Origin of the sequence: Apibacter adventoris, from assembly GCF_002964965.1 — a bacterium.
GTDB classification, from domain to species: Bacteria; Bacteroidota; Bacteroidia; order Flavobacteriales; family Weeksellaceae; genus Apibacter; species Apibacter adventoris.
The window spans coordinates 274,672-285,588 of record NZ_PSZN01000019.1; the positions used below are offsets into that span (position 1 = coordinate 274,672).

7 protein-coding genes are annotated in these 10,917 nt (G+C 30.8%); 4 read left to right on the forward strand and 3 right to left on the reverse strand.

The window, feature by feature from the left end; translation table 11 throughout:
- Positions 1-87: 87 nt before the first annotated feature.
- Complete coding sequence (polA, locus tag C4S76_RS08915) at positions 88-2,904, forward strand: DNA polymerase I (RefSeq protein WP_105194120.1); 2,817 nt, start codon at positions 88-90, stop codon at positions 2,902-2,904.
- Positions 2,905-3,106: 202 nt separating this feature from the next.
- On the opposite strand, the gene C4S76_RS08920 is transcribed toward polA, so the two are convergent.
- Both C4S76_RS08920 and C4S76_RS08925 read right to left on the reverse strand, forming a co-directional pair.
- The gene (locus tag C4S76_RS08920) at positions 3,107-4,054 is read right to left on the reverse strand and encodes an NAD(P)-dependent alcohol dehydrogenase (protein WP_105194121.1); all 948 of its coding nucleotides are present in this window, start codon (positions 4,052-4,054) and stop codon (positions 3,107-3,109) included.
- A 404-nt stretch (positions 4,055-4,458) separates the two neighbouring features.
- Entirely contained in the window at positions 4,459-5,067 is a 609-nt protein-coding gene (locus C4S76_RS08925) for a TetR/AcrR family transcriptional regulator (protein ID WP_105194122.1), read from the reverse strand.
- Positions 5,068-5,626: 559 nt separating this feature from the next.
- Between C4S76_RS08925 and ccsB the strand changes: the two genes are divergently transcribed.
- The 3 genes from ccsB to C4S76_RS08940 are packed head-to-tail and all read left to right on the forward strand — an operon-like array spanning position 5,627 to position 9,904.
- Positions 5,627-8,932: a c-type cytochrome biogenesis protein CcsB gene (gene ccsB / locus C4S76_RS08930; protein ID WP_105194123.1), complete on the forward strand. Its 3,306-nt coding sequence runs from the start codon at positions 5,627-5,629 to the stop codon at positions 8,930-8,932.
- On the forward strand, positions 8,929-9,327 hold the full coding sequence (gene arfB / locus C4S76_RS08935; RefSeq protein ID WP_105194124.1) for an alternative ribosome rescue aminoacyl-tRNA hydrolase ArfB: 399 nt from the start codon (positions 8,929-8,931) through the stop codon (positions 9,325-9,327). Before ccsB ends, arfB begins: the two co-directional genes overlap by 4 nt.
- A gap of 43 nt (positions 9,328-9,370) precedes the next feature.
- Entirely contained in the window at positions 9,371-9,904 is a 534-nt protein-coding gene (locus C4S76_RS08940; RefSeq protein ID WP_105194125.1) for a GNAT family N-acetyltransferase, read from the forward strand.
- A 7-nt stretch (positions 9,905-9,911) separates the two neighbouring features.
- Here C4S76_RS08940 and C4S76_RS08945 read toward each other — a convergent pair whose 3' ends face one another.
- Positions 9,912-10,643 (reverse strand): glutamine amidotransferase-related protein, encoded by a 732-nt coding sequence (locus C4S76_RS08945; protein ID WP_105194126.1) that lies wholly within the window; start codon positions 10,641-10,643, stop codon positions 9,912-9,914.
- Between the last annotated feature and the right edge of the window lie 274 nt (positions 10,644-10,917).

Consider the following 10,917-nt stretch of genomic DNA (forward strand, 5'->3'; position numbering starts at 1 on the left):
ATTCTACTATTTTTTCCCTAACAGATCCCTTAGAATATTTATTTCAAATATCTTATATTTGAAATAAATTATAAATTTCCTAGTAGAATGACGAGTAAGAATTGTGATAATAAATTGTTTCTTTTAGATGCCTATGCTTTAATATTCAGAGCGTATTATGCTTTTATTAAAAATCCCAGAGTTAATTCTAAAGGAATAAATACCTCTGCTGTATTTGGTTTTACCAATACGCTTTTTGACATGATGAAAAAAGAAAAACCTACTCATTTAGCAGTAGTATTTGATGTAGGGGAAACATTCAGGCATAAAGAATATAAAGAATATAAAGCCAATCGTGAAGAAACTCCGGAAGCTATTCGTATAGCAGTTCCCTATATACATAAAATACTGGAAGCATTGGGAATACCTTGTTTATGGAAAGAAGGATACGAAGCCGATGATGTAATAGGAACCCTAGCTAAAAAAGCGGAAAAAGAAGGTTTTACTACCTATATGATGACCTCTGATAAAGATTATGCCCAATTAGTATCAGACCATATATTTGTGTTTAAGCCAGCTTCCCGAGGAAACGACATAGAAATATGGGATGTCGAAAAAGTAAAAGAAAAATTTGAAGTGCAATCACCTTCTCAGATTATTGATTTTTTAGGAATGATGGGAGACAGTGTAGATAACATACCCGGTATACCCGGTGTGGGAGAAAAAACTGCAAAACAATACATAAAAGAATATGGAAGTATGGAAAATTTATTTGCTCATTCTTCCGAATTAAAGGGAAAAATGAAGGAACGTATAGAAGAAAATCAGGAATTAGGATTATTATCTAAAAAACTGGCTACCATCTGTACGGAAGTACCGATCGATTTTAATTATGAAAGTTACACTGTAGATAACCCCAATATAGATGAAGTAATTAAAATTTTTGAAGATCTGGAATTTAGAAATATGATTCAGAACTTTCAGAAAACATATAATATAATAGCTGAAAATGAAAAAGCAGAATATGCAAAAGGAGTAAAGCCCTCTGCCTCCGCTCAAATTTCTTTATTTGAAGATGAAGTGGTTCAACAGGCAGAAAAATCTGATAGAAATACTCTTAGTAATACCGAACATTTCTATCAACTCGCAGATACTCCTATGGCGATAAAATTATTATTAGATAAATTACATAAACAAAAAATTGTATGCTTTGATACGGAAACCACTTCTACAGATTCTATGCTTGCAGAGCTGGTAGGTATTTCTTTTTCCTATGAAAAAGGAAAAGGATACTACATTCCTTTCAACCCCAAAGACAAAGAAAATACACAAAAACTTATAGAAATAGTACAACCGTTTTTTGAAAATGAAAGCATACTGAAAGTCGGGCAGAATTTGAAATATGATTGCAAAGTATTAAGAAAATATGGACTAGAAGTTAAAGGAATCTTATTTGATACCATGATAGCCCATTATCTGATAAATCCAGACGGAAGACATGGCATGGATATTTTAGCGGAAACAGAGCTAAATTACCAACCGGTTTCTATAGAATCTCTAATAGGAAAAAAAGGAAAAAATCAAAATCTGTTTTCCATGGTTCCTTTAGAAGAACAAAAAGAATATGCTGTAGAAGATTCAGATATTACCCTACAGCTTAAAAATAAATTTGAACCCCGGTTAGCTAAAGATAACCTTAAAAAACTTTTTGATGACATTGAAATGCCTTTGATGCGTGTGTTAACAGATATGGAATGGGAGGGTATTAATTTGGATATAAGTGCATTAAAAGAAATGTCTAAAGAATTAGTTCAAGATATACTCCGATTAGAAAAAGAAATTTATTCTCTGGCAGGTGATGAATTTAATATAAATTCTCCTAAACAATTAGGAGATATTATATTTGATAAAATGAAACTTGGGGATAAACCCAAAAAAACAAAATCCGGACAATATGCTACAGGAGAAGATGTTTTATTGAAACTGGCACACAAACATAAAATTATTGATCTATTATTAGAATATCGTCAATTACAAAAATTAAAATCTACCTATGTAGATGCTTTGCCGGATGAAGTGAACTCTTTTACAGGAAGAGTACATACCACCTTTGCTCAAACAGTAGCCGCTACCGGAAGGTTGGCTTCTAATAATCCTAATTTACAAAATATCCCGATTCGTACAGAAAGAGGACAGGAAGTACGGAAAGCTTTTATTGCTAAAGATGCACATCATAAAATTATTTCTGCCGATTATTCCCAAATTGAGTTACGCATTATTGCTGCCATGAGTAAAGACCCTACAATGATATCTTCCTTTAAAAGAGGAGAAGATTTTCACAAATCCACAGCAGCTAAGGTTTTTCATATACCTTTAGATCAGGTTTCCCGAGAACAACGTTCTCATGCAAAAACAGTTAATTTTGGTATTATTTATGGGGTTTCAGCTTTCGGGTTGAGCGAACAGACCGGACTTTCTCGCTCCGAATCCAAATCTCTTATAGATGCATATTATGAAGCTTATCCGGTACTGAAACAATATATAGGAGATCAGGTAAATATTGCCCGTAAAAATGGATATGTTGAAACTCTTTTAGGCAGGCGCAGATATTTACCCGATATACATTCCCACAATTCCATTGTCCGTTCTCATGCCGAACGAAATGCGGTAAATGCCCCTGTACAGGGAACTGCAGCAGATGTAATTAAAATTGCAATGATTCGGATTCATGATTTGCTAAAAGAAAAAAACTTTCAAACTAAGCTCCTATTACAAGTACATGATGAGTTGGTTTTTGACGCTCCAGATGAAGAAGTCAAAGAAATATCACAACTGATAAAAACTACTATGGAAAATGCCTTAAAAATAGAAGTCCCTTTAGTGGTAGATGTAGGAGTGGGACAAAACTGGCTGGAAGCGCATTAAATGGATTATAAAAACAGATAGTTATAGATTGATTATATCCGGCAATTGTCGGATATAATTATATAGATCAAAGTTTAGGTAGGAGGGAAAACTATTCAAAAAAAATTTCTCCTATTATAATAATTATTTACCCTTCGTCGGTAAATTCTTGGTGTTTTTACAATCCTTGAATAGATATTAAAGTATATTTTTTTATCATAGTTTAGATTTTAGCTCCATTAATTTTAATAATAACTTTTCCTGTTGTTCTTGAACTTTCAGCGTATTTATGGGCATCAACAATTTGATTTAATGTAAAAATTTTATCAATATGAACATGTATTTTTTTTTCTTCAACAAGACGATATAAATCAGTAAGTGCTTTTTTATAAGGATAGACATAAACAAATTTTACTTTCGATGGGTACAAAAGCATATCTTTAATAAGAGAAAAGGAGATATTCGTGTCTATAAAATATCCTCTAGGATTTAATATTGGCTTGATCTCATTTACTGATGTATTTGAAACAACATCGAATATTATGTCATACTTCTTCGAAGATTCTCTAAAATTTTCGGTTTCATAATTAATGGTATGATCTGCACCCAATTGCCGGCAAAACAATTCATTTTTTCCACTAGATACAGATGTAACCTCTGCTCCGTATGCTTTCGCCAATTGAATAGCTAAATGGCCAACTCCGCTACTCCCTCCATTAATTAAAACAGATTGTCCTTTCCGTAATTTGGCTTTCTCAATAAGGGATATCCAAGCAGTGACTCCAGCCATAGGAATTCCGGCCAATTCTTTTAAGTCCATTGTTGAATTCACTGTAATACATTGATTTACTGACAACAGCACACACTCGCTATGAGCCCCGCCTTTTAGAGTAGGTAATAATCCGAGAATTATATCTCCTTTTTTATATTGATCAACATTATTTGAGACATTTATAACTTCTCCTACAATATCATATCCCAAATTAGTATTAAACATTTTTGTGAAAAATCTAAAATCTCCTCTCCTGTATTTCCAATCAACAGCATTTATCGAAGAAAATAACACTTTGACAAGAATTTTATCTTTTTGACCTTTCAAATCTATATTGTCAATATCCACAATTTTTAAAACATTGGGATCTCCACACTTATTATATATTACCTTTTTCATAATAATTTTACTATTAACTTAAATATTCTGATATATCTTTAACTCTTGAATATCATACTTTATCTTTTTTTTGAATTAAAATATCTTTTCTTGTTTGTTGCTAATAATATATCAGGCTAATCGTAATGTAATGTTATTTAATTTTCGTTACAACAATACATTTATCAGAATATATATACTGTTTATTATTTTTACACAAACATCTGTAATATAAATATATATAAATTACAAACAGTATGTACGGTACAAATATAAATAAAATAATTACAATTATATGGAGAATAAAATTCAAAAAGTATAAATGCTTATAAAAAAATAGACAGTATAATACAGAAATAGCTGATTTTTAATACATAAAAAACTCTGCAATTTTACGCAGAGTTTTTCATAGTTAAATGAAAACATCACTTTCGTTTAATTAGTTCATATATAGTAAAAAGTTCTCTTTTTAAAAGCTCTGTATCACATCCATTTTCACTAGTAATAGCCGTATAAGCATGCCCCAGATATATTTTCTCGAAAACTAAAGCCATAGCTTCGCTATCTACTTCAATGACTTCCTCTTTCACGATAGCTTTTTTTATTACTTGTTGCCATATTTTTATTTCTGTAGCAACCCATTGTTTCGATATTTCAGCATAATTTGCATAATAATATAAAGCTTGCGACTCAATGTTAAAATGTGCTTTATTGATATTCTTTAATCCATAACTGCGCATCGTCTTCATTGCGACCTCACAATTGTGAATGAATTCAAGGATAAAATTTTTGAGGCAATCCTTTTCCTGTATTTGTATTTCTAAAGTAGATGATCTACTAAACAATGAAGATTCAATTACTTCGTTAAATAGATTAATCTTAGTTTTTACATGATATAATATAGCCCCACGACTAAGGCCGGTAACTAATTCCAGATCAGAAAATGTTACTTCATCATAAGGCTTTTTACTAAATAGAAGAAATGCCTGAAGTAGTATCTTTTTTTTAGTATCTGTACATTCCGTCTGTTTCATTTTTAGCTGATTATATAATTCTAAATAATAGTTTATCCTACAAATGTAATATTTTTTAGGTTCAACGCTTTATTTGTGTTTGTTTATGCTTTTTAGTTTATTTTAAAACAAAAAAGTATTTACACCCATCACTTTTCCCATTGTCTAGAATGATTGCTTTATCAAGAAACACTATATCAGGTAGCTGTCTGCATATTAAATTTGAATCGCTTAAATAACAATATCCAATTCGCATATATCATAATTTACGATATGCCGTGATACAAAAATATTCAAGAAAGCCTCAATTTCTAAGATCATATTTTTATACTCTTGCTCTTTATTTACGTCAATATTCATGTACAATAAACATAAAAAAAACTTCTATTTTTAATATTGTATTTCATATTATGGGAATACCTATTTATACTCTTTTTTAAATTAATATGAACAAAAATAATTTATGTTATTAAATTATATAAATCAGGAGTTCGTTTTTTATAATAAACATTTTGTAATAGAAATTACTTAATGTACTTTTGGAAGATTTAAAAAAAAAAAAAAGAAACGAATACCAGAAATGAATAAAATCCTGAAACTGCTTTTTTCGACCAAAACTACAGCTGCTTTATTTGCCCTTTTTGCTATAGCTATGGCTTGGGCTACTTTTATAGAAAACGATTATGGAACGCCTGTAGCTAAAGCACTAATATACAATGCGAAATGGTTTGAATGTATTATGGTACTTTTAATTTTAAACTTTATAGGTAATATTAAAAGATATCAATTATACCAAATGAAAAAGTGGCCTATCTTGGTTTTTCATCTGGCTTTTATATTTATATTTATTGGCGGAGCTATTACACGATATGTAAGTTATGAGGGCACTATGCACATAAGAGAAGGAGAGATGAGTAATGAAGTAATATCTGAAGGTACATTTTTTAAAGTACAAATATCTAATGACAAAGGAGATACTCGAGCCTATCAGGATATTCCTTTTATTCTTACCCCCAAGAATATTCCAGTCCTTTTAAAACCATTTCAAAGTGATTTTAAAGCGCAATATGATTTTTTAGGGAAAAAAGTAAAACTTAAAACCACCGGTTATATTCCCCGAGCGCAAGATTCAATACAACCTTCTGCAAAAGGAAAACTAATATTGCAATTAGTAACTATCGGAGAAGAAGGACGTAAAAATATATACATTGAAGAAGGTACCGCTAAACAAGTACAAAATGCAATTGTTAGTTTTAATGCAAATGTTCCGCAAGCTATAAATATAACAGTGAATAACGGTGAATTAAGAATATCTTCCCCTATGATGGGCAGATATATGATTATGTCTACACAAGAAGAAAAATCGGTAGAAGGTGAAGGAAAAATACAACCTTTCCACTTAGGTAGTCTATATCAATTTCCCAATGCAAGTTTTGTTATACCAAAAGTACCTTTTACTGGGAAAATAATTTTTTATGAAGGAGATAAGAATAAAAATCAAACCAATCCCGATTTAATTTTTATGCAGGTTTCCACCGACAAAGAAACCAAAGAAATTTCATTTTATGGAAAAAAAGGAATAACGGGAGTGCAAAAACAGGTTTTTATAGATAATCTCTTAGTTTCTATAGGATACGGATCTAAAATATATAAAACAGAACCGTTTTATCTAAAACTCAACAAATTCACTATGGACCATTATCCGGGAAGCAACAGCCCTTCCGCCTATGAATCTGAAGTGTCAATAGTTGATAACGGGCAGGAAACTCCTTTTAAAATATATATGAATCATATTTTAAACTATAAGGGATTTAGATTTTTTCAATCTAGCTTTGATCCTGACTTAAAAGGAACTATTCTTTCTGTAAATCATGATTTTTGGGGAACTACAATTACCTATATCGGTTATGCTCTTTTATTTTTAGGAATGTTCGTTACTCTTTTTTGGAAAGGAACCAGGTTTTGGAAACTTAATGACCAGCTAAAAAAAATAGCCGAAAATAAAAACTCATTAACTGTAATACTTTTATTGATAAGTGCAATATCATTTTCTCAAACGTTAAATTCTAAGTCGGAAGAACATGCTCATATACAAGCAGAAGAATCTTTAAAACCGAATGAAGAACCACAAACTAAGGTGCAACCTACAGCAGAAAATGCCCATAGCCACCCTAAAGAAGAAACAACTGAAAGAATACCATTGTACCCCTTAGATCCCGAAAAATTTGCGGCTTCTGTTAAAATACCTAAATCTCATTCCGATAAATTTGGTTCTTTATTAGTACAGTCTTTTGAAGGTAGAATAGAGCCTACGAATACTCTGGCTTTGGAAATACTTAGGAAATTATATAAAAAAGATAAATTTTATAATCTGGATGCCAATCAATTCTTAATATCGATTTCTTTAGATCCCTTAAATTGGGCACAAGTGCCATTTATTAAAGTTGGAAAAAGAGGGGGAGAAGAATTAAAAAATAAAACCCAATCCAATAAGGAAGGATATACAACCCTGATGAATTTATATCCTCCGGGACTAGATGGGAAACCATACTTTGTATTGGAAGAAGATTTTAGGAAAGCCTTTGCAAAAAAACCAGTAGATCAATCTAATTATGATAAGGAGGTGATCGAGATTAATGATAAATTACAGGTTATGCAGGCACTCATAAGTGGTCAGTTTCTAAGATTTGTTCCTATAAAAAATGATCCTAAACATACATGGATTTCTTGGCAAAATGTTGAATTAGAAACCGATTCTGCAGCTTTAGAGTTGATCGGAGGATATTTTATGTCTGTTATGAAAGCAGAAAAAGACGGAAACTGGAAGCAGGCTGACATACAATTAAAAAAAATAGAAGATTATCAATATAAATGGGGGAAAGAGGTTATACCATCAAAAGCAAAAATACAATGGGAAATTCGATATAATAATTGGAATATTTTTTTTAAAATAATGATTCTTTATGCATTTTTAGGAATCTTGTTGTTAATTATTGCATTTTTGAAACTATTTAAACCAAAATCAAAATTTCTCACTTTTTCCGAATTTACTTTATTAGGTATAGTAATTATTGCTTTTTTAATACATGGATTGGGGTTAGGTGTGAGGTGGTATGTATCGGGACATGAACCCTGGTCTAATGGATATGAAGCAGTTATGTTTATTAGCTGGATTAGCATATTTGCAGGATTTCTTCTTTACAGAAACCGAAATGGATTTATACCGGCTGCCGGCTGCTTAGTTGCCGTAATTCTTATGGGTTTTGCCCACGGAGGTGATCAAATGAACCCACAAATCACGCCCTTGGTGCCGGTACTAAAATCTTATTGGCTAATGATTCATGTAGCCATAATCACCTCTAGTTATGGTTTCTTTGGATTAAGTGCCCTTATAGGCATGGTAGTTTTATTACTTTTTATTGTTAGTAATAAAAAAATATCGCATACTGTAGAAAACTCTATAAAAGAGTTAACAATAGTTAATGAAATATCACTGACCCTTGGTATTTTTATGCTTACAATTGGTACTTTTTTAGGCGGAATGTGGGCTAATGAAAGTTGGGGGCGCTATTGGAGCTGGGACCCTAAAGAAACCTGGGCTTTTATTTCCGTAATTATTTATGCAATTGTTTTACATATACGATTAGTTCCGGGTTGGAGAGGTCGTTATATTTTTAATTTACTATCTTTAATTGCTTTCTCTTCTGTGATTATGACCTATTTTGGGGTAAACTATTACCTAACAGGACTTCATTCTTATGCGCAGGGAGATCCGGTTCCTATACCTTTATGGGTATACATAGTTATATTTTTAGTTTTGCTTTTAGGCGTTATTTCTTACTTTTTCTATAAAAAAATGTATCTAAATATAAAAAAATCTATATGATTGATTTTTCTCAAGAAATAAAATATAAAACATCAAGAAGTTCCGGCAGGGGAGGACAAAATGTAAATAAGGTAGAAACTAAGGTGGAAGCTGTTTGGAATGTAGAAAATTCTTTATTTTTTACCAGTGAGGAAAAAATATGCATAAAAAATAAATTATCAAATAGAATGAATAAAATGGGAGATTTATGTATTAATAGTTCAGAAACACGATCGCAAATCGAAAATAAAAAAATAGCTACTCAGAAAATGCTCCAATTAGTTACTCAGTCACTTTATAAATCTACAATTAGAAAACCTTCAGAAAGGACACGCAGTTCTATAGAAAAAAGATTAATGTTCAAAAAAAAATTATCTTATATAAAAAAGTTGCGAAATAAAAATAACTGGGAATAACCCTAAAAAATTTATTTGTATAAATTTTTTAACCACATTAAAAATGAAATTTTCGATACAGAATATATTAGAAGATGAAAAGGTACTTTTATTACCTTTAGAAGAAACAGATTTTGATAATTTATATGAGGTGGCTTCCGATAAAAAAATATGGGAACAGCATCCGTGCAATGATAGATGGAAAAGAGAGGTTTTCAAAATTTTTTTTGATGAGGCAATTCAGAGTAAAGGAGCTTTTAAAATAATTGATAAAAGCACAGGAGAAATTGCTGGCAGCTCCCGTTTTTATAATTATAATGAAACGGATCATAGCATAGTAATTGGTTTCACCTTTTTTGCTGTAAAATATTGGGGAAAAGGAATGAACCCTTCTGTAAAAAAATTGATGATGGATTATATTTTCCAATATGTAGACAAAATTTATTTTTATGTCGGGGCTTATAATTTTCGTTCACAAATTGCGGTCACTCGCCTAGGAGCTAAAAAAATAAAAGGGGAAGAGAATTCCGGCAGCGAAAACTCTAAAGAAAATTTTGTGTATGAGATACATAAAAACCAATATAATAATACGGATTAAATATTATTTATTTAGGGGAGTAATTTTTTAAATATTCCTCTTCTATTTTATCTAAAAAGACAAAAAGCTTTTCATTCATCTCTGTAAAATCAAACTTTCTCATTTTTTCAGGTTTTTGTATCCATTTGTAGGTGTTTTGAGTATTCAAAAAATTTTCCTCTTTGTTGATAAGAAACTCAATGGCTTCTGAGGTAAATTCCATATGACATTGAAAACCATAAACTTTCTTATGATATTTAATGATTTGCCTTGGGCATCCTATACTGGTTGCTAATACTCTACTGCTTGGAATAAGTCCCGGCATATCATTATGCCAATGTCCTACTAGTAAGGATTCTCCAAAATGAGAAATCATGCTATCTTTTAATCCATCATTTGTAAGTTGAATAGGGAAAATACCTATTTCCTTCTCAGGACTTTGCTCAAATTTAGCCCCTAATGCTTCTCCGATTAATTGCGCTCCTAAACAAACTCCAATAACCCATATATTGGCCTCTATACATTTTCGGATTAAAGAAATCTCCATTCCCGCATCAAAGTAAGGAAACTCTTCTTTAGTACTGTTGGGGCTTTGTGGACCTCCCAACACAATAAGTAAATCTATATTTTCCGCGTTTAATGGGACCGGGTCGTTTTTATAAATTCTCGAAAAGCTGATCGTATGTTTTTTATTTTTTGCCCAAGTTAAATAAACTCCGGCTGTTTCAAAACTTTCGTGCTGTATAAAATGTATCTTCATTTTTTTATAGAATAGGGGATAGGATTCATAAAATTTATTTTAAATATCTTATTGATAAAAATAGTAATTTTAGTTAAAAAACATAAGTAATTTTCTACAATATTTTTATTGATTTTTTAGATTACTTATCATAGCATTTAAAATTTTATTTACAAATTCTGGAAATCTAAAATTAACTTTTTTTAAGTGATTATAAAAACGTTCAAAAGCAATATATGTAGCAAAAGATTGAAGTATAGATTTATCTATATTTACATTTTTAAAGAGAGGAATA